The 21,516-nt window shown below is 63.7% G+C and carries 22 protein-coding genes and 2 pseudogenes; 18 read left to right on the forward strand and 6 right to left on the reverse strand.

Annotation, left to right across the window (positions count from 1 at the left end; translation table 11 throughout):
- Positions 1-140: 140 nt before the first annotated feature.
- Positions 141-350: pseudogene (locus AC0NIE_RS08875) on the reverse strand (IS630 family transposase); the annotation flags it as partial.
- Positions 351-385: 35 nt separating this feature from the next.
- A complete protein-coding gene (gene secA, locus AC0NIE_RS08880) occupies positions 386-3,112 on the reverse strand; it encodes a preprotein translocase subunit SecA (RefSeq protein ID WP_473489474.1) in 2,727 nt (908 codons plus the stop codon).
- Between the two features lie 252 nt (positions 3,113-3,364).
- Here secA and AC0NIE_RS08885 point away from each other — a divergent pair, with 252 nt between their 5' ends.
- Positions 3,365-4,294: a peptidylprolyl isomerase gene (locus tag AC0NIE_RS08885; protein WP_473489475.1), complete on the forward strand. Its 930-nt coding sequence runs from the start codon at positions 3,365-3,367 to the stop codon at positions 4,292-4,294.
- Between the two features lie 245 nt (positions 4,295-4,539).
- On the opposite strand, the gene AC0NIE_RS08890 is transcribed toward AC0NIE_RS08885, so the two are convergent.
- Positions 4,540-5,190: a TetR/AcrR family transcriptional regulator gene (locus AC0NIE_RS08890; RefSeq protein WP_473489476.1), complete on the reverse strand. Its 651-nt coding sequence runs from the start codon at positions 5,188-5,190 to the stop codon at positions 4,540-4,542.
- A 113-nt stretch (positions 5,191-5,303) separates the two neighbouring features.
- Here AC0NIE_RS08890 and AC0NIE_RS08895 point away from each other — a divergent pair, with 113 nt between their 5' ends.
- From AC0NIE_RS08895 to AC0NIE_RS08920, 6 genes are all read left to right on the forward strand, one after another.
- Positions 5,304-5,525 carry a hypothetical protein gene (locus AC0NIE_RS08895; RefSeq protein ID WP_473489477.1) on the forward strand — a complete coding sequence of 74 codons (222 nt, stop codon included), beginning with the start codon at positions 5,304-5,306 and terminating at the stop codon, positions 5,523-5,525.
- Positions 5,526-5,643: 118 nt separating this feature from the next.
- The gene (gene argJ, locus AC0NIE_RS08900) at positions 5,644-6,885 is read left to right on the forward strand and encodes a bifunctional glutamate N-acetyltransferase/amino-acid acetyltransferase ArgJ (RefSeq protein WP_473489478.1); all 1,242 of its coding nucleotides are present in this window, start codon (positions 5,644-5,646) and stop codon (positions 6,883-6,885) included.
- Complete coding sequence (locus AC0NIE_RS08905; protein WP_473489479.1) at positions 6,885-7,664, forward strand: GNAT family N-acetyltransferase; 780 nt, start codon at positions 6,885-6,887, stop codon at positions 7,662-7,664. The genes argJ and AC0NIE_RS08905 overlap by 1 nt, the downstream gene beginning before the upstream one ends.
- Positions 7,661-8,083, forward strand: coding sequence for a (deoxy)nucleoside triphosphate pyrophosphohydrolase (locus tag AC0NIE_RS08910; protein WP_473489480.1), 423 nt, complete (start codon positions 7,661-7,663; stop codon positions 8,081-8,083). Before AC0NIE_RS08905 ends, AC0NIE_RS08910 begins: the two co-directional genes overlap by 4 nt.
- A 120-nt stretch (positions 8,084-8,203) precedes the next feature.
- Positions 8,204-8,557, forward strand: a complete 354-nt coding sequence (locus tag AC0NIE_RS08915; RefSeq protein WP_473489481.1) for a hypothetical protein — start codon at positions 8,204-8,206, stop codon at positions 8,555-8,557.
- A gap of 98 nt (positions 8,558-8,655) precedes the next feature.
- The gene (locus AC0NIE_RS08920) at positions 8,656-8,835 is read left to right on the forward strand and encodes a Flp family type IVb pilin (RefSeq protein ID WP_123149166.1); all 180 of its coding nucleotides are present in this window, start codon (positions 8,656-8,658) and stop codon (positions 8,833-8,835) included.
- A 33-nt stretch (positions 8,836-8,868) separates the two neighbouring features.
- Here the strand turns inward: AC0NIE_RS08920 and AC0NIE_RS08925 are convergent, their stop codons facing one another.
- Positions 8,869-9,741 (reverse strand): methyltransferase domain-containing protein, encoded by an 873-nt coding sequence (locus AC0NIE_RS08925; protein WP_473489482.1) that lies wholly within the window; start codon positions 9,739-9,741, stop codon positions 8,869-8,871.
- 53 nt (positions 9,742-9,794) lie between these two features.
- Here AC0NIE_RS08925 and AC0NIE_RS08930 point away from each other — a divergent pair, with 53 nt between their 5' ends.
- The 4 genes from AC0NIE_RS08930 to AC0NIE_RS08945 are packed head-to-tail and all read left to right on the forward strand — an operon-like array spanning position 9,795 to position 12,191.
- On the forward strand, positions 9,795-10,580 hold the full coding sequence (locus tag AC0NIE_RS08930; RefSeq protein WP_123149164.1) for a ComF family protein: 786 nt from the start codon (positions 9,795-9,797) through the stop codon (positions 10,578-10,580).
- Between the two features lie 27 nt (positions 10,581-10,607).
- Complete coding sequence (grxC, locus tag AC0NIE_RS08935; RefSeq protein WP_023797293.1) at positions 10,608-10,877, forward strand: glutaredoxin 3; 270 nt, start codon at positions 10,608-10,610, stop codon at positions 10,875-10,877.
- 10 nt (positions 10,878-10,887) lie between these two features.
- Positions 10,888-11,769: a carbon-nitrogen hydrolase family protein gene (locus AC0NIE_RS08940; RefSeq protein ID WP_473489483.1), complete on the forward strand. Its 882-nt coding sequence runs from the start codon at positions 10,888-10,890 to the stop codon at positions 11,767-11,769.
- The gene (locus tag AC0NIE_RS08945; RefSeq protein WP_473489484.1) at positions 11,766-12,191 is read left to right on the forward strand and encodes a DUF1178 family protein; all 426 of its coding nucleotides are present in this window, start codon (positions 11,766-11,768) and stop codon (positions 12,189-12,191) included. Before AC0NIE_RS08940 ends, AC0NIE_RS08945 begins: the two co-directional genes overlap by 4 nt.
- 4 nt (positions 12,192-12,195) lie before the next feature.
- Here the strand turns inward: AC0NIE_RS08945 and AC0NIE_RS08950 are convergent, their stop codons facing one another.
- On the reverse strand, positions 12,196-12,681 hold the full coding sequence (locus tag AC0NIE_RS08950) for a MarR family winged helix-turn-helix transcriptional regulator (RefSeq protein ID WP_473489485.1): 486 nt from the start codon (positions 12,679-12,681) through the stop codon (positions 12,196-12,198).
- Positions 12,682-12,778: 97 nt separating this feature from the next.
- On the opposite strand from AC0NIE_RS08950, the gene AC0NIE_RS08955 reads away from it, so the two are divergent.
- Complete coding sequence (locus AC0NIE_RS08955; protein WP_473489486.1) at positions 12,779-13,708, forward strand: DMT family transporter; 930 nt, start codon at positions 12,779-12,781, stop codon at positions 13,706-13,708.
- A gap of 6 nt (positions 13,709-13,714) precedes the next feature.
- On the opposite strand, the gene ubiG is transcribed toward AC0NIE_RS08955, so the two are convergent.
- A complete protein-coding gene (ubiG, locus tag AC0NIE_RS08960; RefSeq protein WP_473489487.1) occupies positions 13,715-14,464 on the reverse strand; it encodes a bifunctional 2-polyprenyl-6-hydroxyphenol methylase/3-demethylubiquinol 3-O-methyltransferase UbiG in 750 nt (249 codons plus the stop codon).
- 354 nt (positions 14,465-14,818) lie between these two features.
- Here ubiG and AC0NIE_RS08965 point away from each other — a divergent pair, with 354 nt between their 5' ends.
- The 6 genes and pseudogenes from AC0NIE_RS08965 to prmC form a co-directional block, all read left to right on the forward strand.
- Entirely contained in the window at positions 14,819-15,028 is a 210-nt protein-coding gene (locus AC0NIE_RS08965) for a putative glycolipid-binding domain-containing protein (protein ID WP_473489497.1), read from the forward strand.
- Complete coding sequence (locus AC0NIE_RS08970) at positions 15,022-15,336, forward strand: putative glycolipid-binding domain-containing protein (RefSeq protein WP_473489488.1); 315 nt, start codon at positions 15,022-15,024, stop codon at positions 15,334-15,336. The genes AC0NIE_RS08965 and AC0NIE_RS08970 overlap by 7 nt, the downstream gene beginning before the upstream one ends.
- Positions 15,337-15,538: 202 nt before the next feature.
- Positions 15,539-16,792 carry an aspartate kinase gene (locus tag AC0NIE_RS08975; protein WP_473489489.1) on the forward strand — a complete coding sequence of 418 codons (1,254 nt, stop codon included), beginning with the start codon at positions 15,539-15,541 and terminating at the stop codon, positions 16,790-16,792.
- A gap of 181 nt (positions 16,793-16,973) precedes the next feature.
- Positions 16,974-19,244: a phosphoenolpyruvate--protein phosphotransferase gene (ptsP, locus tag AC0NIE_RS08980; RefSeq protein WP_473489490.1), complete on the forward strand. Its 2,271-nt coding sequence runs from the start codon at positions 16,974-16,976 to the stop codon at positions 19,242-19,244.
- Positions 19,245-19,383: 139 nt separating this feature from the next.
- Complete coding sequence (prfA, locus tag AC0NIE_RS08985; RefSeq protein ID WP_473489491.1) at positions 19,384-20,463, forward strand: peptide chain release factor 1; 1,080 nt, start codon at positions 19,384-19,386, stop codon at positions 20,461-20,463.
- Positions 20,456-21,319: pseudogene (prmC, locus tag AC0NIE_RS08990) on the forward strand (peptide chain release factor N(5)-glutamine methyltransferase); the annotation flags it as partial. The gene prfA and the pseudogene prmC, both read left to right, overlap by 8 nt.
- Positions 21,320-21,516: the final 197 nt, after the last annotated feature.

The raw sequence follows: 21,516 nt of genomic DNA on the forward strand, positions 1-21,516 counted from the left end.
CAACTCCCGCTGACCATCAATGACCAGACTATAGGGGCAGTGCACTCGAGTCATTGACTTTCTGACCTTACGTCAGCTACGGGCTCGAAACCGCCGTTATCCACGTCCTGTCGGGCCGCCCAAAACGCGCGGCGTGAGCATTAGCCGGTCGCCTCCAACGCTTGGAATCCTCGGTATCGGCTTGCGATGATGGTGTCCGGACCTGCGCGCCAGACAAAAGGCTTTGCCTCGACCTCGTTGTGTTCAGCTATGAAACGATTGATCGCCGCCTGCAGCTCGACGACAGAGCCGAAGACGCCCTGCTTCAGCCGCCGGCGCGAGAGTTTGGCGAAGAAGTCCTCGACTGCGTTCCCCGTATAGGGAGGGGGAGAAGGAAAGCTGACGCTTACGCAAACGCCCCATGGCAATGCTTGTACTTTTTCCCTGAACCACACGGGCAGGCCTCGTTGCGGCCGACCTTGCCCCAGGTGGCGGGGTTCTTGGGGTCGCGGTTTTCGGGGGCGACGGTTGCGTGGGTCTCCTGGCGGACCAGAAGCCCGGTCTCGCCGAAATCGTCCTCGCCGGTGGTGCCGTCGAGATGGCTGCCGAACATGTCGGGCGTCTCGGGCGGCGGCGCTTCGGCGGCCTGGCGGACCAGCTCGACGCGCATCAATTGTGCGGTGACGGCCTGGCGCAGATTGCCCAGCATCGCCTGGAACAGCTCGAACGCCTCGCCCTTGTATTCCTGCAGCGGGTCGCGCTGGGCATAGCCGCGGAAGCCGACGACCGAGCGCAGATGATCGAGGTTGACGATGTGCTCGCGCCACAGATGGTCGAGCGTCTGCAGCACCACCGAGCGCTCGACATAGGTCATCACATCGGGGCCGAAGCGCTCGGCGCGGTCCTTGGCGGCGGCATCGGCGGCCTCGGTGATGCGCTCGCGGATGTCGTCCTCGGCAATGCCCTCTTCCTTGACCCAGTCCTCGATCGGCAGGTCGAGATTGAGGAATTCGGCGACCTCGGCCTTGAGGCCGGCGACGTTCCACTGCTCGGCATAGGCGTTTTCGGGAATGGCCTTGGCGACGATCTCGTCGATGACGCCCTCGCGCATTTCGGCAATGGTCTCCGACAGGCCTTCACCGTCCATCAGCTCAAGGCGCTGCTCGAACACCACCTTGCGCTGGTCGTTCGAGACGTCGTCATATTTCAGCAGGTTCTTGCGGATGTCGAAGTTGCGCGCCTCGACCTTCTTCTGCGCCTTTTCCAGCGCCTTGTTGATCCAGGGGTGGATGATCGCCTCGTCTTCCTTGAGGCCGAGCTTCTGCAGCATGCCGTCCATGCGCTCGGAGCCGAAGATGCGCATCAGATCGTCCTGCAGCGACAGGAAGAATTTTGAGCGGCCGGGATCGCCCTGGCGACCTGAGCGGCCGCGCAACTGGTTGTCGATGCGGCGCGACTCGTGGCGCTCGGTGGCGAGCACGTAGAGGCCGCCGGCGGCCAGCGCCTTTTCCTTCAGCCGGGCGACGTCGTCGCGGATTGCCTTTTCCCTGGCTTCGCGCTCGGGGCCGGCCGGCATGTCGCCAAGCTCCTCGGCGATGCGCATGTCGGCATTGCCGCCGAGCTGGATGTCGGTGCCGCGGCCGGCCATGTTGGTGGCGATGGTGATGGCGCCGGGTTTGCCGGCCTGGGCGACGATCGCCGCCTCACGCTCGTGGTGGCGGGCGTTCAGCACCTCGAAATCGGTAAAACCTTCCTTGCGCAGACGCGTGGCCAGCAGCTCGGATTTCTCGATCGAGGTCGTGCCGACCAGCGTCGGCTGGCCTTTTTCGCGGGCTTCCTTGATCTCCTTGACGATCGCCTTGTACTTCTCCTCGACGGTCCGGTAGACCTCGTCGTCCTCGTCAATGCGGATGACCGGCAGATTGGTCGGGATCTCGGTGACGTCGAGATTGTAGATGTTGCCGAATTCCTCGGCCTCGGTCAGCGCCGTGCCGGTCATGCCGGCGAGCTTCTTGTAGAGGCGGAAATAGTTCTGGAAGGTGACGGAGGCGAGCGTCTGGTTCTCCGGCTGGATCGCCACATGCTCCTTGGCTTCGAGCGCCTGGTGCAGGCCTTCCGAATAGCGGCGGCCGGGCATCATGCGGCCGGTGAATTCGTCGATGATGACGATCTCGCCGTTGCGCACGATATAGTCCTTGTCCTTCTGGAACAGCTGGTGCGCCTTCAGCGCATTGTTGACGTGGTGGACGATGGCGACGTTCTCGACGTCGTAGAGCGACTCGCCCTTGAGCAGGTCGGCGTCGCGCAAAAGGTTTTCCAGCTTCTCGGTGCCTTCCTCGGTGAAGATCGAGGTCTTCTGCTTCTCGTCGATCTCGTAGTCGGCCGGCTCGAGCTTCAGCATGAAAGCATCGATGGTGTTGTACATTTCCGAACGGTCCTCGAGCGGACCGGAAATGATTAGCGGCGTGCGCGCCTCGTCGACCAGGATGGAATCGACCTCATCGACGATCGCGTAGCTGTGGCCGCGCTGCACCATCTGGGCGCGCTCGTATTTCATGTTGTCGCGCAGATAGTCGAAGCCGAGCTCGTTGTTGGTGGCGTAGGTGACGTCGGCGGCGTAGGCGGCTTTGCGTTCCTCGTCGGACAGGCCATGAACGATGACGCCGACGCTAAGGCCGAGGAATTTGTAGACGCGGCCCATCCATTCGGAGTCGCGCGTGGCAAGATAGTCGTTGACGGTGACGACATGGACGCCCTTGCCGGCGAGCGCGTTGAGATAGACCGGCAGCGTGGCGACAAGCGTCTTGCCCTCGCCGGTGCGCATTTCGGCGATGCCGCCATTGTGCAGCACCATGCCGCCGATCAGCTGGACGTCGAACGGGCGCATGCCGAGCACGCGGCGCGCCGCCTCGCGCACGGTGGCGAAGGCCGGCACCAGGAGATCATCGAGGCTGGCGCCGTTGGCGACGTCCTGGCGGAATTTTTCCGTGCGGGCGGTCAGCTCGGCGTCGGAGAGCGCCCGCATCTCGTTTTCCATGGCGTTGATCGCTTCGACGCGCGGCCGGGTCGACTTGACCCGGCGATCGTTGGAGGAGCCGAAAACCTTACGGGCGAGACCGCCAAAACTGACCATTCAATGGTCCTTTCGATAGCATTCCAAGTCGTTGCGACGGGTGCCGGCGGCCCCATCAAATCCACGTGAAACGCGGACAAACGCAAAAAGCGCCCGGAAAACGGTTCTGGACGCAAAGTCGTTGGACAGATAAGAGGGGGCTCAATCGATGTCAACGGCGCGCTCGCCCTGACGACCGTGCCAAATTCCGCCACAATCCGGCTGGTCTGGAAGCCATCCCGCTCTAGCTATCCCCCATTGGAGTTTAATCGTATGTCCTTATTGTTCCGCCGCGCGTCGCTCGCCAGCCTCGGCCTGGCATTCGGGCTGTCGGCTCTGCCGCTGTCGCCACTGATGGCGCAGGACACTGCGCCTGCCCAACCAGCCCCGGCCCAACCGGCCGCCCCCGCCCAACCGGCGCCGGTCGATCCGAACGCCGTGGTCGCCACGATCAACGGCCAGACGCTGACCGAGGCAGACCTTGCGCTTGCCGAAGGCGAGCTGTCGCAGCAGTTCGCGCAGATGCCGCCCGAACAGCGCCGCGCCGCAGCACTTTCGGCGGCGATCGAGATCAAGGTCATGGCCGCCCAGGCGGTCACCACCGGCCTCGACAAGGATCCAGACTTCCAGCGCCGCATGGCGTTCCTGCAGCAGCGCGCGCTGCATGGCGAGATGGTCGAGAAGGATGTCGTCGGCAAGGTTACGGATGCCGAGGTTCGCGCCCGCTACGACCAGGAAATCGCCAACACGCCGCCGACCAACGAGGTGCATGCCCGTCACATCCTCGTGAAGTCGAAGGAAGAGGCCGATGTGATCATCAAGCAGCTCGACGGCGGCGCCGATTTCCAGAAACTCGCCAACGAGCACACCAGCGATCCGAGCGGCAAGACCAGCGGCGGCGATCTCGGCTGGTTCGGACCCGGCCAGATGGTGCCGGAATTCGACAAGGCGGTTTTTGCGCTGGCGGTCGGCAAATACACCGAGCAGCCGGTGCAGTCGCAGTTCGGCTGGCACGTCATCCAGGTCGAGGACAAGCGCGCCAAGCAGCCGCCGGCCTTCGACCAGGTCAAGGACCAGGCCCGTCAGGCGGTCATCCGCGACAAATACATCGCGCTGGTCAAGTCGCTGCGCGCCGAGGCCAAGGTCGAGATCCCGGACGAGAAGCTGAAGAAGACGGTCGACGCGCTGGAAAACACCAAGTAGGCGAGGGCGAGGCTAGGGCAGGCGGGGTCGTCGGTACTTCCCTTCTCCCCTTGTGGGAGAAGGCGGCCGAGCCCACGGGTCTTGCCTCCGGCAAGCCCGAGGACAGGCTCCGCTCGGTCGGATGAGGGTGTTCCGCTTGGCACCGACCGCACTCCGTCCAGCACCCCTCTTCGGTCTTGGCGCTTCGCGCCAATCCACCTTCTCCCACAAGGGGAGAAGGGAAGAAGCGCGGCGCCGAGATCGCCCTATCCTACGATGCGTCGACGCCTCCGCCGGACCGCCGCGGCGTCGAGCGAGCCGGCATCGTCAGCGGCTATGCCCTTCACCACATATCCAACCGCCTTGCGCAGCGTCGTTTCGTCTTCGTCGAGGCGATTGGTCAAAAGATGCGTCCAGGCAAAGGAGGCGACCAGGTCGGCGACGAGCGTGGCATCGACGTCGGCCGCCACTTCGCCTCTTGCCTTGGCGCGCTCGATCATCTGGCCGGTATGGGCATGGCGTCCTTTGGTGTATTCGACAAGCACGGCGGCCACGGTCGCATCCGACTGCGCCTCGGCGATCAGCGATCTGAAGACGCTGCCTGACGACGTGTCATGCCAGTGCGAGAACAGGTTCTTCAGGAAGCCGACGAGATCATCCTCGAGGTTTCCGGTATCGGGATTTTCGACGCGCTTTAGCCGCTGATAGACGTCGAACAGCAAAGCGGCCTTGCTCGGCCACCAGCGATAGATCGTAGGCTTTCCCGCACGCGCCCGCCGCGCCACCGCTTCGATCGAGAAGCCGGAATAACCGGCCTCGACCAGCACCGCCTCGGCGGCGTCGAGAATGGCGTCGGCGCTGTCGGGGTTGCGTCGCGCGCCAATTGATTTGCGGGTCCGATCTGCGTCCTCAGCCATCTGCTTTTTTCCTTATCGGCAGTTTCCTCAACATGCATATACGACCTCTCTTGACGAAACGGAACGGTCCGTTTTATATAACGGAACGCTTCGTAACGATAAGGAGAAGGCCAATGACCTCGACCGCCGCCCGCTTCTCGCGCCTCCGCTTTGCGCTGCTGGTGCTTGCCGGCGTCTATCCGCTGATCACCGCCATCCTGTTCCCGCTGACCGAAGAGTGGGAGATATGGCAGCGCACGCTGGTCATCGCGCCGCTGATGGTCGCGATCATGATCTGGGGGCTCATTCCGGGCGTGCAGAAGATGTTCCGACGGTTCCTCAATCCTGCCCAGTGAGGTAAGCGTGGTGCGGCAGTTCGGTGTCGTCCGCAACGGTCGGGAAAACGCCCTTGCGCCGGCGCCCGCTATCGGGCAAACCGGCGTTCCGCTTGCGATTTTCCCGCCCGAGGTCTTCATGTCAGCCACGATTTCGCCGCTCGCGCCGAAAAAATATCCTAAAATGCCTGACATCGAGGGCGTCCGCATCGCCACTGCCGAGGCCGGGATAAAGTACAAGAACCGCACCGACCTGCTCGCCATGGTCTTCGATGCCGGCACCACGGTCGCCGGCGTGTTCACCAGGTCGAAATGTCCGTCGGCGCCGGTCGATTTCTGCCGGCAGAATCTTGCGCAAGGCAAGGCGCGCGTCCTGGTCGTCAATTCCGGCAACGCCAATGCCTTCACCGGCAACAAGGGCCGAGCCTCCACGGCAATGACCGGCGAGGCTGCAGCCAAGGCTGCGGGCTGTACGCCGGACGAGGTGTTTCTGGCCTCGACCGGCGTCATCGGCGAGCCGCTGGATGCCGGCAAGTTCAGCCACCTGCTCGCCGGACTGGTCAAGGAGGGCAGGCCGGATCTGTGGACCGAAGCCGCCAAGGCGATCATGACAACGGACACCTATCCGAAACTGGCGACCGCGACGGTAAAACTCGGCGACGCCGACGTCACCATCAACGGCATTGCCAAGGGCGCCGGCATGATCGCGCCCGACATGGCGACGATGCTCTCCTTCATCGCCACCGATGCGCCGATCGCAGCCCCCGTGCTGCAGGATCTTTTGTCGCGCGGCACGGCCAAGACCTTCAATGCGGTCACCGTCGACAGCGACACCTCGACCAGCGACACGCTGCTGATGTTCGCCACCGGCACGGCATCCAGGCGCGGCGTGCCTGACGTCACCGATGCCGGGGATGCGCGCCTCGGCGCCTTCCGCCGCGGGCTCGGCAAGGTGCTGAAATCGCTGGCGCTGCAAGTGGTGCGCGACGGCGAGGGCGCGCGAAAACAGGTCGAGGTCACCGTCACCGGCGCGAAATCGGCCCGCTCGGCCAAGCGCATCGCGCTGTCGATCGCCAATTCGCCGCTGGTCAAGACGGCGGTGGCCGGCGAGGACGCCAATTGGGGTCGCGTCGTCATGGCCATCGGCAAGGCCGGTGAACCGGCCGACCGCGACCTTCTGTCGATCTGGTTCGGCGATATCAGGCTGGCGCATGAGGGCGAGCGCGACGCCGCCTACTCCGAGGAGGCGACATCGGCCTACATGAAGCGCGACGAGATCCGCATCCATGCCGATATCGGCATCGGCCGCGGCAAGGCGACGGTGTGGACTTGCGACCTCACCAAGGAGTATGTCGCCATCAACGGCGATTATCGGAGCTGATGGCGTTGGTTTCCAGACATCCGGCAAGCGTGCTTGCCATCGTGCGCCGCTATGAGGCGGCCGGCTTTCGCGCCTGGCCGGCGGCGGCGGTCCATTATGACGGCACCTGGGTGGTGCGGCTGACGGCGGGTCATCCGGCCAAGCGGCTGAATTCGGTCAACCCGCTCGATCCGGGCGACATCCAGCACATTGCCGAGCGCATTGGCCGCGCCAGCCGCCGTTTCGACGCCTATGGCAGGCCGCTGACCTTCCGCATATCGCCGCTGTCGGGGCCGGTCCTTTCCAAACATCTCGACGCCGAAGGCTGGAGCACATTCGACGAATCGCTGGTGATGCGGCTGCCGCTGGCAGACGCCCAGCTGGACGCTGCCATGGACCAGATCCCGCTGAAGGACATCAGCCGCTTCATCGGCGCGTCGCTCAAGGTAAGCGGCTCGGATGTGTCGCTGCGGCCGGGCCTGTCGGAGATCATCGGCGCCATCCAGCCGGAAGCCGGGCTGTTCGCGCTTGAAAAGGGCACCGAACCGCTGGCGACGCTGATCTGCGTCCACGATGGCGATCTTGCCGGGCTGTTCGAGATCGCCACCGACAGATCGGTACGCAACCAGGGCCACGGCCGCCACCTCATCCTGTCGGCGCTGAAATGGGCACGGCTGCGCGGCGCCCGGGAAGCCTGGCTGCAGGTCGAGGCCGACAATGCGCCGGCGCTGGCGCTTTATCGTTCGCTCGGGTTCGACGAAGTCTATCGTTACCATTATCGCCGGCCGCCCGGCGCATGACCGGCCGGAACCCTGTCGGCAAGCGCCTGCTCCTGGTCGCAGCCTGCGCGCTGGTCGATACCGACGGCCGCGTGCTTTTGGCGCAGCGGCCCGAAGGCAAGCAACTCGCCGGCCTGTGGGAGTTTCCGGGCGGCAAGGTCGAGCCCGGCGAGACGCCGGAAGAATGCCTCATCCGTGAGTTGTACGAGGAGATCGGCATCGAGACCGATATTCCCTGCCTGGCGCCGTTCACTTTCGCCAGCCATTCCTACGATGATTTTCACCTGCTGATGCCGCTGTTCGTCTGCCGTCGCTTCCGCGGCATTGCGCGGCCGAAGGAGGGGCAGGTGCTGAAATGGGTGCGGCCGCGCCAGATGCGCGATTTTCCGATGCCGCCGGCCGACGCGCCGCTGATCCAGTTCCTCATCGATCTTCTGTGATTGTGCCGTCACTGCCCGATTTAGACAGCGTTAATGGAAGATTTATCTCGCTGTGAGAAATTGACGGCATGGAAAATCGAAGGGAAGGCCGTGTTCAGGCCTTCGCCGGAGGGCGGCTGCATGAGCCTCGACAGGGACTGGGAATCGATCCGACCCGACCGCAGCTTCAGCGCTGTCCATGCCGGCATGGGCATATTGCGGATCACGCTGCTGTTCGGCTCGGCCGCGGTGGCGCTGGCCTTGATCGCGACGCCCTTCCTCGACAGCCGGACGCGATTGCAGTCCGCCCGCGACCATTTTGCCGGCGGCCTCGACGGCATGAGCACAGGATCGGTCGGGAGCACAGGCTCGATTGGAAGCACAGGCTCGATCGGCCGTCGTGTTACCTACACGCTGCGCAGGAGCGTGCTGCAGCCGCTGCCCAGTTCGATCTGCGTGATACGCGACAATGGCAAGCGCAGCGGCGACTGCTGAGATGGTTTAAAGCGGGCGTTTCATCGCCTGTTAAGCCTGTGCCGTTAACCTTTCTTAACAGGTCGACGCTAGGGTTCCGGCAAGCGGGATCGACGGTCATGAAAACAGTGCTGCAACGATTTTTGGAAGACAAGACCGGCGCGACGGCCATCGAATATGGGCTGATCGTGACCGTGCTGTCGCTTGCCATCATAGGCGGCATCGGCCAGGCCGCAGACGCAATGGCGTGGCTGTTCAGCGACAATTCCAGCAAGCTTGTGAACGCTTTCGCGCAGTGATCACGGCCGGCCAGCCGCATCCGTAGAATCCGGTCAACGCCCGCCGGGATCTTCCAGTATCGTCTTCAGCGATATTTTCGCCGAGCCGGGCTTCAGCGGTTTTTGCTGCGAGGCGTCGGGCGCCCAGCCTGACATCCAGACGATCGGAAAACTCGCCCTGACGCGACCATCGGCATCCGAAAACCGCTCGGCGTAGATTTCGGCGACGCGGGCAAACAGCCTTCGTGTGCCCGGTCGCCTGCTGCGGTCGATGAGCGCGCTGGTCTCGCCCATCGCCCGCAGGTCCGCCATCAGGCCGAACAGAGAATCGTAGCGCACCGTCACCGTCTCGACATCGGCGACGGGCAAGGCCAGGCCGGCGCGTTGCAAAAGCGCGCCGGCGTCGCGCACGTCGGTGAACGGGATGACGCGCGGGCTGGCGCCGCCGTAAAGCTCGGTCTCGGCCGCGAGGAGGCTTTCGCGCAGCTCGGAAAGCGTACCGGCGCCGGCAAAAGCGCCGAGGAAAAGACCGTCCGGCTTCAGCGCGCGGCGGATCTGAACCAGCATGCCGGGAATGTCGTTCATTGCCTGAAGGGACAAAAGAGACACCGCGAGGTCGAGGCTTTCCGGCTCGAATGGCACGGTCTCCAGCGGCGCCACCAGTCCGGCGGCATCGCCCAGGAACATAGCGTCCGCCTCCACGCGTATGATGTCCGTCACCTTGCCGCTTGTCGCGAGCACGTCGACCGCCGCCGGCGTCTGGCAAAACAGCACGGCCGCTCTGTCGAATTTGCGCTCGACGGCGCCCAGCCGCTCGGCAAGCTCCTCGGCCACCCGCCGCATCAGGAAATCCGCGCCGGCAGTCGGTCGGGCGAGCGCCCGGCGCTTGTGCGCCAGCCAGAGAGAAGTGTCGACTATAGGTTGCAACTGACGGTTCCTGGTTTCCGCTGTCTGATATAGGGTGGCGGAGGAGCAACCACGTGGCCGATCCAATGCCAGATATCAAGAGTACCGCTCGAAAGGCATTGGACTGGCCGGCGCGCATCCTGTTTCCGCCGGTTTGCGCCGGCTGCCGACGGCATGTCTCGCAGCCCGGCGTGCTGTGCGGCGCCTGCTGGCCGAAGCTCAGGCTTCTGGAGCGGCCATGGTGCCCGGTGATGGGCACGCCGTTCATCCATCACATGGGCGAGGGGTTTCTGTCGGCCGAGGCGATCGCCGACCCGCCGCCCTTCGAGCGCGCGCGGGCCGCGGTCGCTTATTCCGGTGTCGCCCGCCAGATGGTGCAAGGGCTGAAATACCAGGATCGCACTGACCTGGCGCCGTGGATGGCGCGCTGGATGCTGCGCGCCGGTGCCGAACTGATCGCGGAGGCCGATGTGGTCGTGCCGGTGCCGCTGCACTGGCGGCGTTTTTTCAGGCGCCAGTTCAACCAGTCGGCGGAACTGGCAAGGGCGGTATCGCAACTTGGTGGCCTGCCTTTTGCGCCCTCGGCGGTCAGGCGCGTCAAACTCACCCGCCAGCAGGTCGGGCTGGAGCGGCGGGAACGCGAGGAGAATGTGCGTGCCGCCTTCAGAGTGCCGGAGGAGGCCGAGATCGAGATCGCCGGCCGCCGGGTGCTCTTGATCGACGATGTCTATACCACCGGCGCCACTGTCCGCGCGGTCGCCAAGGCGCTGAAGAAGGGCGGTGCCGGGACCGTCGACGTGCTGACCTTTGCGCGCGTGCTGCCGGGGGACTTTCGGGCCGACGAGTCCGCGACTATATAGATTGAAGAAAGGCAGGATTGCTGACCGATGGTCGACGTGACGATCTATACACGGATGATGTGCGGCTATTGCGTGGCGGCCAAGCGGCTGCTCGAGCGCAAGGGCGTTGCCTACACCGAGCACGACGCCTCCTTCTCGCCGGAACTGCGCCGGGAAATGATTTCCCGTGCGAATGGCCGCTCGACCTTTCCGCAGATATTCATCGGCGATACCCATGTCGGCGGCTCCGACGATCTCCACGAACTGGAGGCGGAGGGCCGGCTGGACCGTCTGCTCGCCAATGGCTCGACGAATTGAGGATATGACGATGGGTACTTTCAAGGCGGCGGCGATCCAGATGCGTTCGGGCACCAGCCCCGAGCGCAACGCGGTCGATCTGGAGCGCCTGGTGCGCGAGGCCGCGGGCCAGGGTGCGACCTATATCCAGTCACCGGAAATGACCGGTGCGCTGATCCGCGACAGCCAGGCGCGGGCCGCCTCGTTCACGTCCGAGGACAAGGACATCATCGTCTCGACCTCGCGCAAGCTGGCGAAAGAACTTGGCGTCTTCCTGCATATCGGCTCGACCGCCATCCTGCGCGCCGACGGCAAACTCGCCAACCGTGCGCTTTTGTTTGGGCCGGATGGCGCGACACTGGCCATCTACGACAAGATCCACATGTTCGACGTTGATCTCGACAATGGCGAAAGCTGGCGCGAATCCGCCGCCTATGAGCCAGGCACCGAGGCCGTCGTCACCGAGATCAGCGGCGCCGGGATCGATGGGGCGAGGCTGGGTTTCGCCGTCTGCTACGATCTGCGCTTTCCGCAGCTCTTCCGCGCCGAGGCGCTGGCCGGCGCCGACCTGCTTTCGGTGCCCGCCGCCTTCACCCGCCAGACCGGCGAGGCGCACTGGCATGTGCTGCTGCGGGCGCGCGCCATCGAGAACGGTGCCTATGTCGTCGCCGCGGCGCAAGGCGGACTGCACGAGGACGGCCGCGAGACCTATGGCCATTCGCTGATCGTCGATCCGTGGGGCCGCATCGTCGCCGAAGCGGCACATGACCAGCCGGCCGTGATCATCGCCGAGATCGACCCGGCGCAGTCGGTCGCTGCCCGCAAGAAAATCCCAAATCTGAAAAATTCACGCGACTTCGCCGTGAACGCCACTCCGGTCGAGGCGCAAAGTCTCAGGGGTGCGGCGTCTTGATTCGCTTTTCACTGATCTGTGACCACGAGCATGAATTCGAAGGCTGGTTTCGCAGCAACGACGATTTCGACACCCAGAAGAAGCGTGGCTTCGTCGACTGCCCGACCTGCGGCTCGCACAAAATAGAGAAGGCGTTGATGGCACCGGCCCTCTCCACCGGGCGCAGCCGAGAGAAGATCGCGCTCGCCATGGGCGCGGCCCAGAAGCAGGCGCTGGCGCAATTGAAGGCGATGGCCGAGAAGGTGCGCGAGAACGCCGACTATGTCGGCGACAAGTTTGCCGAGGAGGCGCGCAAGATCCATTTCGGCGAGAGCGATCCGCGCGGCATCTATGGCGAGGCGACGCTGGAGGAGGCCAAGAGCCTGGCCGAGGACGGCGTCGAATTCATGCCGATCCCAAGTTTCCCCGACGACCGCAACTGACTGGCTAGGTTACGCTGCCGATCAATTTCTCAAGCAGGCGAGCAAGCGTCTCTTGTTCGGCGCGCGTCAGACCGGAAAGTATCTCGTGTTCGTTGGCGACGTGGGCGGCGACAGCCTCATCGACCAATGCCAGACCTTTTTCGGTCAGCTGCACGACAACCCCGCGCCGATCGTTGGGATGCGGCCCGCGCATGATCAATCCTGACTTTTCGAGCCGGTCGAGCCGGTTGGTCATGGCGCCCGACGTCACCATCGTCGCTTCGTAGAGAGCGGTTGGCGTCAGCGCGTAAGGTGGTCCGGAACGGCGCAGCGTCGCCAGCACATCGAATTCCCCGGACTGCAAACCGAAACGCGCAAACAGCGGAGCGAGGCGTTCTCGTGCTATCAGCGACGAGGCTTCGTTCAGCCGTCCAAGGACGGCCATCGGAGAGACATCCAAATCCGGCCGCTCTCGTTTCCACTGCTCGATGGCCTTCGCGGCGCGATCCATCTATATCACCGTTAAATATCTTGACGTTAAGAATCTTTGCATTATCTTACCTCAAGACACAGTGCTGGCCAAGAGCCGCAAAGACAATAGGTTCGTTATGAAATTTCTCTGGGATTCAGCGCTCGGCCTTTTGGTCGTCACCGGCGGCCTGCTCGGCCTGACGCTGCCGTTCGGCAAGATCGCAACGGCGGCCGGTGTTTCGGCCATGGTCTGGGCCCTCGTCATCTCGCTCGGCGCCGGCAGCGTGCTTTTGTGCGCCTTGCTGCTGCGCGGACAACGCATCCGGCTCACCCTGCACAGACTGCGTTATTTCTTCGTCACCGCGGCGGTGTCCTATGCCTTCCCCAATCTCTTGATGTTCTCGGCCATTCCGCATCTCGGCGCCGGCTACACCGGTATCATGTTCACGCTGTCGCCGGTGGTTACACTGGTGTTTTCGATCCTGCTTGGCGTTCGGCGTCCCAATTTGCTTGGTATCGTCGGCATTGCCGTCGGCTTCCTCGGTGCTGTCATGGTGGCGGTGACGCGCGGCGAGGCTGGCCAGCCGGCCGAATTTTTCTGGGTGGCGGTGGGGCTGCTCATCCCGGTCAGCCTTGCCGCCGGCAACATCTACCGCACGGTCGACTGGCCCGAAGGGACCGGACCGATCGAGCTTGCCGTCGGCAGCCATCTGGCATCGGCTGCGCTGCTTCTTTGCGGCATCTTCACGCTGCAGGGCGGCGGTTCGCTCGCCCTGCTCGGCGGCGTGCCGCTGGTGGTCGTCGGGCAGGTCGCGTCAGCCGCGGCGATGTTCGCCTTCTTCTTCCGGCTGCAGGCGGTCGGCGGCCCGGTCTATCTCAGCCAGATCGGCTATGTCGCGGCTGCGGTCGGATTGTTCGCCGGGACGATCTTTCTCGGCGAGCACTATCAATTGCTGACCTGGGCGGGCGCTGCCATCATCACTGCCGGCGTGTTCATCACCACCAAAGCGCAAAGCCAGATCGCCACGAAGGCGCAAAGCCAGACGGGTGAGAAGGTGGCGGCGTGAGAAGGTTCAGACGGGTGCCTTCTCCGCCAGCACCATGTAATTGACGTCCATGTCCTTCGACCGCTGCCAGCGGTCGGCGAGCGGATTGTAGGCGACGCCGGTGCGGTCGATGATGGTCAGGCCAGCGCCGGCAAGCGCCTTTTCCAGCTCGTCTGGCCGCACCAGCTTGCCGAACTGGTGGGTGCCGCGCGGCAACCAGCGCAGCACATATTCGGCGCCGATGATGGCCAGGCCCAGCGCCTTCAGCGTGCGGTTGATGGTGGCGACGAACATGATACCGCCGGGCTTGAGCATCTCGCCGCATTTGACCACGAACAGGTCGATGTCGGCAACATGCTCGACCACTTCCATGTTGAGGATGACGTCGAATTTCTCCCCGGCGGCAGCCAGATCCTCCGCTGTCGTGGCACGGTAATCCACCGTCACGCCGACCTCCGCCGCATGCAGCTTGGCCACTTCGATGTTGGTGGCGGATGCGTCGGCGCCGAGCACTTCGGCGCCAAGCCGCGCCATCGGCTCGCACAACAGCCCGCCGCCGCAGCCGATGTCGAGGAAGCGCAGGCCCTCGAACGGCCGCGCCGCACGCGGGTCGCGGCCGAAGCGCGCCGCCACCTGGTCGCGTATATAGGCAAGCCGGATCGGATTGAACTTGTGCAGCGGGCGGAATTTGCCGTTCGGATTCCACCATTCGGCGGCAAGGGCGGAAAAGCGCTCCACTTCTCCGGCATCGATCGTCGACCGTCGGGGTTCTGGCATGGCGTGTCTCCCGCAGACTCAAAAGTTCAGAGCACGATCGGGCGCAAAACCGGATATCACTTTTGCTGATCGCGCTCTGGTGCGCTAGGAAGTCGGTCGCGAGGCAGCGAATGTCAAGGCAGCAATTTTGCCTGTCGACAGAGCAGTGCTCATGATGCCGGGCGGTGCCGACTGCGATCTGTCAGCATGTGGCAGCTCGATACGCCTCACGGCGGAAACAAAATTATTCCGGCGGACGAAGGAGAGGCGTTGCTTTCAACGGGAGGAGACCATGATGCGAAGCGTAGCTTCCATCCTTTGGCGCCGACTTAACCTCGAGGCCATGACGCCTGCCTGCTGTCTGAAATTGGCCTGCTGTCTGAATCTGGCCGGCCTTCGGAAACGGACGGTGAGCGCAGCCTCAGAGGGCAGGCGCTTTTCGTCCAGGACGGCAAGCCGTGCAGCATTGCCTACGAGGTGACCTGCGATGCCGGCTGGCATACACGATCGGCGCACATCGAGGGCTTTCTCGGCACACAAGATCTGCACTATGCGATTGAACGACTTGCCGACGGCGGATGCTGAACGGCGAACGCCAAGGAGAAGTCGCTGGCCTCATCGATGTCGATCTCGGCTTCACGCCCGCTACCAACCTGCTGGCGATCCGCCGTTTCGACCTGGAGGTCGGCATGTCGACACAAGCTCCGGCTGCGTATCTGACATTTCCCGAACTCAGGCTGGTGCGCCTCGAACAGACCTATCGGCGTCTCGACGAGGCCCGTTACGCCTATGCTTCGCCCATGTTCGGCTACGATGAGATCCTGAAAGTCTCGCCGGCCGGCTTCGTTGTCGACTATCCGGGCCTGTGGAGAGGCGCAGCGCACCTGGCCTGAAGCCACCGCATGTCGTCGATAGGCATGCGGGCACGCGCTGCCGCCCTCGTCTGTCGCCTTCGTCGCCAGCTGCAACCGGCAGCACGCCTTGCGAAACCCAAAGCATTTGGCTAAGGAGGCCGCGAATTCAGCGGCCGGCCCAGTCGCCCTTTCCGTTTTTTCGGCAGCCGGTCCGGCACCCAGTCAAAGGCATTTCGCTTCCATGGCGCGCATCGTGATGAAATTCGGCGGAACCTCCGTCGCCGACATCGCCCGCATCCGCAATGTGGCGCGCCATGTCAAACGCGAGGTCGATGCCGGCCATGAGGTTGCGGTGGTCGTCTCGGCGATGGCCGGCAAGACCAACGAGCTCGTGCAATGGACGCGCGAAGCCTCGCCCATGCACGATGCACGCGAATATGACGCCGTCGTCGCCTCCGGCGAGCAGGTGACCGCCGGCCTGCTGGCGATCACGCTGCAGAACATGGGCGTCCATGCCCGTTCCTGGCAAGGCTGGCAGATCCCGGTCAAGACCGACAATGCGCATGGCGCGGCGCGCATTCTCGACATTGACGGCGCGTTCCTGATCAAGCGCTTCGGCGAGGGCCAGGTGGCCGTGGTCGCCGGCTTCCAGGGCATCGGGCCGGACAATCGCATCGCGACGCTCGGCCGCGGCGGCTCCGACACCAGTGCTGTCGCCATCGCGGCGGCGGTCAAAGCCGACCGCTGCGACATCTACACCGATGTCGACGGGGTCTACACCACCGACCCGCGCATCGAGCCGAAAGCGCGGCGGCTGGCCAAGATTTCCTTCGAGGAAATGCTTGAGATGGCCTCTCTCGGCGCCAAGGTCCTGCAGGTACGCTCGGTCGAGCTTGCCATGGTGCACAAGGTGCGTACTTTCGTGCGGTCGTCCTTCGACGATCCCGACGCGCCCGGAATGGGGGATTTGCTCAATCCGCCCGGAACGCTTATTTGCGACGAGGAAGAGATCGTGGAACAGCAGGTCGTCACCGGAATTGCCTATGCCAAGGACGAAGCGCAGATTTCATTGCGCCGTGTCAGCGACCGGCCGGGCGTCGCCGCCGGCATTTTCGGGCCGTTGGCCGAGGCCAACATCAACGTCGACATGATCGTTCAGAACATTTCCGAGGACGGCAAGTTCACCGACATGACCTTCACCGTGCCGTCCGGCGATGTCGACAAGGCGCTTACCGTGCTCGAGCGGCTGAAGACTACGATCGGCTACGACGTCGTACAGTCGGAAGCCGGCATGTCGAAGGTCTCGGTCATCGGCATCGGAATGAGGAGCCATGCGGGCGTCGCCGCCACCGCCTTCAAGGCGCTGGCCGACAAGGCGATCAACATCCGCGCGATCACGACCTCCGAGATCAAAATTTCGATCCTGATCGACGGTCCCTACACCGAACTTGCGGTTCGCACTTTGCATTCCGTCTACGGTCTGGATAAGCAGTAGCAGACTGCATCGGCCCGAGAATCGGAGTCGATTTTCGGAAAGCACGATGCAGCAGATCGAAAGTCTTAGAGCGTCCTTTGGCGTCCAATTGGACGCATGGCGCTCTAATTGAGTTGTTGCGTGAGCGCCGGCCGCGGGAGAAACTGCGGCGGGCAAAATGTCCATTGGAGAACAAGCCGCGATGCGTGATACGGCCAGTGGCCCGCGCGTTTTGCTGAAACGGCTCCGCGAACTCATGCAGGAGCCGCTGGAGCCGCAGGAGCGGCTCGACCGCATCGTGCGCGATATCGCCGCCAACATGGTCGCCGAGGTGTGCTCGCTCTATGTGCTGCGCGCCGATTCGGTGCTCGAACTCTATGCCACCGAGGGTCTGAACCCAAAGGCCGTCCATTTGGCGCAGCTCAGGCTGGGCGAAGGCCTCGTCGGCACGATCGCGGCCTCAGCACGGCCGCTCAATCTCTCCAACGCACAGGAACATCCAGCCTTCGCCTACCTGCCGGAAACGGGGGAAGAGATCTACAATTCCTTCCTCGGCGTGCCGGTGCTCAGGGCAGGGCGCACGCTTGGTGTTCTGGTCGTCCAGAACAAGACCATGCGCCACTATCGCGACGACGAAGTCGAGGCGCTGGAAACGACGGCGATGGTGATCGCCGAGATGATCGCCACCGGCGACCTTGCCCGGCTGACCCGGCCCGGGCTCGAACTCGACCTGCGCCGCCCGGTGAGCTTTACCGGCCTGTCCTTCAACGAGGGTGTCGGGCTCGGTCATGTCGTGCTGCACGAGCCGCGCATCGTCGTCACCAATCTGTTCAACGAGGACAGCGATGAGGAGATCAAGCGGCTCGATGCATCCCTCGGTTCGCTCCGGCTCTCCATCGACGATATGCTGGAACGCCGCGAAGTCGCTTTCGAAGGCGAGCACCGCCAGGTGCTCGAAGCCTATCGCATGTTCGCCAACGACAGCGGCTGGGTGCGTCGGCTGGAAGAGGCGATCCGCAACGGCCTGACGGCGGAAGCGGCGGTGGAAAAAGTGCAGAGCGATATGCGTGCCCGCATGCTGCACATGACCGATCCGTATTTGCGCGAGCGGATGAGCGATTTCGACGATCTCGCCAACCGGTTGCTGCGCCAGTTGATGGGGCGCGGGCCGGACGATGTTGCGGCCTCGCTGCCGAAGGACGCCATAATCGTCGCCCGCTCGATGGGGGCCGCCGAACTGCTCGATTATCCCAGAGACAAGCTGCGCGGGCTGGTGCTCGAGGACGGCGCGGCGACCAGCCATGTCGTTATCGTGGCGCGGGCCATGGGCATACCGGTCGCGGGCCAGATGAGGGGCGCCGTTTCCATGGCGGAAAACGGCGACGCCATCATTGTCGACGGCGAGGAAGGCGCGATCCATCTGCGCCCTCAGCCCGACCTCGAAGCCGCCTATGCCGAAAAGGTCCGCTTCCGGGCGCGGCGGCAGGAGGTCTACCGCGAACTGCGCAAGAAGCCGTCGGTGACCAAGGACGGCGTCCAGGTCGACCTTTTGATGAATGCGGGCCTGGCCGTCGATCTGCCGCAGCTTGCCGAGGCTGGTGCCGCCGGCATCGGCCTATTCCGCACCGAGCTGCAATTCATGGTCGCCTCGACCTTTCCACGTGCGGAAGCCCAGGAACGGCTCTACCGCGACGTGCTCGACGCGGCGCGCGGCAAGCCGGTCACCTTCCGCACCATCGATATCGGCGGCGACAAGGTGCTGCCCTACTTCAAGGACACGATCCAGGAAGAGAACCCGGCGCTCGGCTGGCGCGCCATCCGCCTGACGCTCGACCGGCCGGGCCTGTTGCGCACCCAGATCCGCGCGCTTCTGAAGGCCTGCGGTGGGCGTGAACTGAAGCTGATGCTGCCGATGGTGACGGAGCTCGGCGAGATCGCACAGGCGCGCGAGATCATCGATCGCGAGGTGCGGCATCTGTCGCGTTTTGCCCATCATCTGCCGACAAGCCTGAAGCTCGGGGCCATGCTGGAAGTACCGTCGCTGCTGTTCCAGCTCGACGAGTTGATGAAGGCCGTCGATTTCGTCTCGGTCGGCTCGAACGATCTGTTCCAGTTCGTCATGGCGGTCGATCGCGGCAACACGCAGCTCTCCGACCGCTTCGATGCGCTGTCGACGCCGTTCCTGCGCGTTCTGAAGCAGATCGCCGACGCCGGGGTGCGCAATCAAACCCCAGTGACCTTGTGCGGCGAACTGGCCGGCAAGCCGATCTCGGCGATGGCGCTGATCGGCCTTGGCTACCGGTCGATCTCGATGTCGCCGGCTTCGATCGGTCCGGTCAAGGCGATGCTGACGGAACTGCCGCTGACCGAACTGGAGACGTTCTTCGACGACAATCTCATGGCGCCGGTCCAGGGATTGCCGATGCGGGCGCTGCTGCAAGCCTTTGCCGACGACCGCTCCATTCCGTTGTAGATTCACGTGAGGGCGGCCTGCAAATGTCGATTTTCTGCGCTTCCGGTGCTCATGTACCTAAATGTACATTCCGCTCCGGTTCTCGAAACTCGTCGTTTTCGGCTCGCCCTGACGTGAATCTTATCTAAGTTCCAGGACTATGATCAACCTGCCCCGCGACCGTATGGATCAAGTCGTCAAGCGTTTCGACATGCTCGAAGCGCAGATGTCGGCCGGGCCGGCGGCGGACGCCTATGTCAAGATGGCGTCGGAATATGCCGACATCCAGGAGATGGTGGCAAGGATCAGGGCGCTGCGAACCGCCGAGGATGAACAGGCCGACTTGCAGGCGATGCTCGCCGACAAAAGCACCGATGCCGAGATGCGGGCATTGGCCGAGGCCGATCTGCCCGAGGTCAGGGAACGCATCGAGGCGCTGCAAAGGGACATCCAGATCCTGCTTCTGCCCAAGGATGCCGCAGACGACAAGAACGCCATCCTCGAAATCCGCGCCGGAACCGGCGGCGACGAGGCGGCTCTCTTTGCAGGCGACCTGTTCCGCATGTACGAACGCTACGCCGCGGCACGCGGCTGGCGTTTCGAGACGGTGTCGGCCAGCGAGGGCGAGGTCGGCGGCTACAAGGAAATCATCGCCACTATTTCGGGCAAGGGGGTCTTTGCCCATCTGAAATTCGAGTCCGGTGTGCATCGTGTGCAGCGCGTGCCGGCGACCGAGGCCGGCGGGCGTATCCACACCTCGGCGGCGACGGTTGCGGTGCTGCCCGAAGCGGAAGAGGTCGACATCGACATAAGGGCCGAAGATATCCGCATCGACACGATGCGCGCCTCGGGTTCGGGCGGCCAGCACGTCAATACCACCGATTCGGCGGTGCGCATCACCCATCTGCCGACCGGCATCATGGTGGTGCAGGCGGAGAAGTCGCAGCACCAGAACCGGGCGAAAGCCATGCAGATCCTGCGCGCCAGGCTTTACGACCTCGAGCGCAGCAAGGCTGACGAGGAACGCTCCGAATCGCGCAAATCGCAGGTCGGTTCCGGCGATCGCTCGGAGCGCATCCGCACCTATAATTTCCCGCAGGGCCGCGTCACCGACCATCGCATCAATTTGACGCTCTACAAGCTCGACCGGGTGATGATGGGCGAACTCGACGAGATCGTCGACGCGCTGATCGCCGATCACCAGTCGAAGCTGCTCGCCGATATCGGCCTCGATGGCTGACAGTCTGCCCGGCACGCTCGGGCCGCTGCTGAAAGCGGCGCGGGCACGCCTTGCCGCGGCCGCAGTCGCCGATCCGGCGCTGGATGCAAGGCTGATCGTCGAACATCTTTCCGGCACGACCCGCACACAAGCCATCGCCGATCCCGAATGCAGGGTCGATGCCGGCGCGATTGCCGCGATCGATGCAGCCTTAAGGCGGCGGATCGCCGGTGAGCCGGTGCATCGCATCCTCGGCCATCGCGAGTTCTACGGCTTGCGCCTGTCGCTGTCACCGGAAACGCTGGAGCCGCGACCGGACACCGAAACGCTGATCGAAGCGGTGCTGCCCTTCGTTAGGGCGACAGCGGAACGGCAAGGCCAATGCCGCATCCTCGATCTCGGCACCGGCACCGGCGCGATCGCGCTGGCGCTGCTCAGCGCCGTTCCGGCGGCGGTCGCAACCGGTGTCGATATTTCGCAAGGCGCGCTGGCGACCGCCATGCGCAATGCAGGGGAATTGGGGTTAGCCGACCGGTTCCAGGTGCTCAAATCCGACTGGTTCGAAAAAGTTTTTGGCCGATACCATTTAATTGCCGCCAACCCGCCCTATATAGCGTCCATAGACATCGAAAATCTGCAGGGCGAAGTCCGCGATTTCGATCCACGCCAAGCCCTCGATGGCGGCGTGGACGGTCTGAGTCCCTACAGGATCATCGCCGCCGAGGCGGCAGGTTTTTTGGAAGCCGAGGGCAGGATTGCGGTCGAGATCGGCCATACCCAACGCAAAGAGGTCACGGGCATATTCTCCGCAGCCGGCTATTTGCCGGCGGGGGTATTCCGAGACTTTGGCGGAAACGAGAGGGTTCTGATCTTTGAACTGACAAAGACTGACAAAGGAACTGACAAAGCCGTGATGCAGTGCAAAAAAAGCGCTTGGCAATGTCGGGGAATGCGGCTAGGGTCGCCTTAACCGGATGAGACGAAGCAGGCAGTGCTCTTAGCGATTCGGTTTCCTTGGAAATAGCTGCCTTCTTGCGCAAACGACGCCCAAGCTTCGTGCGGGAATCGTCCGAC

This window comes from Mesorhizobium sp. WSM4842, from assembly GCF_055901575.1.